The organism is Kitasatospora sp. NPDC007106, from assembly GCF_040634455.1.
GTDB classification, from domain to species: domain Bacteria; phylum Actinomycetota; class Actinomycetes; order Streptomycetales; family Streptomycetaceae; genus Kitasatospora; species Kitasatospora arboriphila.
The window spans coordinates 1-1,732 of record NZ_JBEYFP010001087.1; the positions used below are offsets into that span (position 1 = coordinate 1).

A 1,732-nucleotide genomic window follows, 5' to 3' on the forward strand; every position below is an offset into this window, starting at 1 on the left:
CAGACGGCGGGCCACCACACCCCCGACCGCTCGGCACCTGACGAACACGGTGAGCTGGAGCGGGCCGCCCTCGCCCGCGACCCGATCGCTGCCACCGACGCGCTGGTCCGGCACCTGAGCCGCACCACAGCGGCCCTGTCCCCGACCACGGACACCCCGAGCTGACACGCACCGATCCGCCCGGTCCGGCCGGGAAGAACTCCGGATCGCCCGCGGACAGGCGCGTCAGTCTTACCCGCCGCGAACAACTCGGCGTGGCCCGACCCCGAGGCCCTGGCCTGCGGAAGGTGGCGGCACTGGGCGCTGGTACTGCTTGCACTGCAGGACGAGTTTGCGACCCTCGCGGTCCTAGGCAGTGGCGTCGGCTCCCCAGGTCGCCGGCCCCGCCGACCCCGCGGACGTGCAGGAAGCCGCCCCCGGCGAGCAGTTCGGCGCAGGCCTGCTCGAAGCCGGTGGGCGTCATGTCCTCCAACTGGCGCATCCGGTAGGTCAGCAGGGTCGGCCGTCCCCGTCGTCGAAGACCGGCGGGCCATCGCGGTAGGCACCTGGGGCACCGCCCGCGGACAGGACCAGCAGGAGTATCAGGGCGGGGCCGGCGATGAGTTCCGTCCACCACGGGTGGTCGCAGATCCAGCCCCGCACGTCCACGCCGAGCCAGTGCCAGGCGATCTTGGCTGCGGCCACGGCGAGGATGCAGCCGGCCGGGAGCTTCAGCAGCGGATCGACGGTGCCGCCGCCGCGCACGGTGCAGCCCCTCGTTGTCACTCGGATACTTGGCGGGTGCCGGGGTGTCTGGCTCGTCGCCCGGTGGGCCGGGCAGGCAGCCGCAGCAGGTCGTTCAGGGCCACGCTGTGCTCGGCCCATGTGCGCAGCCGATCGCGGTCGACCCAGTGGATGTGGTGCTTGTCGCCCCAGTCCCTGGCGTCGCGGGTGAACGTGCCGTTGGTGACCACGACTGCGGTGCCCTTGACCTGGTACATCACGTGCGAGGCGACTCTCCTGGCGGTGGTGGTGTGCTTGGCCTGGATGACGATGCGGCCCAGGAGCGGGTGCTGGCCGATCACATCCGCGGCCTGGTCGCCCGGCCGGCCGACCTGGCGGGCGGTCCAGCCGTCGCGGACGAGCAGCTCACGGAGTGCGAACTCGAACTCCCGGTCGCCGAGTGCGTCAATGCCGGGCAGGACGAGGCGCAGTGTCGCCAGGCGCGCGGTGCGGGTCTTGGCTGCGGCCCGTCTCCAGGAACCACTCCGGACCCGGCCCGGCCTCGACGATCCCTTTCGATCTTGCTCCCGGAGAGGATCATGTGTGGGATCCGCGGGGTGTTCGGGCTTGAGCGCTGCTCGACTAGGATCCTCGAGATGACCGATCTTTGGGAGCAGGATCTGACGGCGGCGTTCTCCGTGCTGCTCGGTAGGCCAGCGGACAGCCTCGACCCCGAAGCCACGTACGCCCTGTACTACATCAACAGTGCAGTCGACGATCAATGGCTGTGGGGAACGCTCGATGACCCCGATTCACTGAGGCAAACGTGGGGGCCGGGCGACGACGGCAGCCGGCCGGCCCTGCTGCAGATCTGTCTCGCCCTCGATTGGAGCCTGGACATCGCCCGGTCCGTCTTCGACTTCGATTTCACCGGGGAATCGGCTCTCTCGCGGGCGTTCGGCGCTCGGCCCGATTCCAACCTCGTCGCCGAGGCATGCCGCACGGTCACCGGCAGTGAGTTGGCCACCGT

1 protein-coding gene and 1 pseudogene are annotated in these 1,732 nt (G+C 70.4%); both read right to left on the minus strand.

Annotated elements, in window-relative coordinates; genetic code table 11:
• Window positions 1-489: 489 nt before the first annotated feature.
• Window positions 490-744 carry a hypothetical protein gene (locus ABZ641_RS36025; protein ID WP_359988678.1) on the minus strand — a complete coding sequence of 85 codons (255 nt, stop codon included), beginning with the start codon at window positions 742-744 and terminating at the stop codon, window positions 490-492.
• 17 nt (window positions 745-761) lie between these two features.
• Window positions 762-1,205, minus strand: a pseudogene (locus tag ABZ641_RS36030) (restriction endonuclease); the annotation flags it as partial.
• Between the last annotated feature and the right edge of the window lie 527 nt (window positions 1,206-1,732).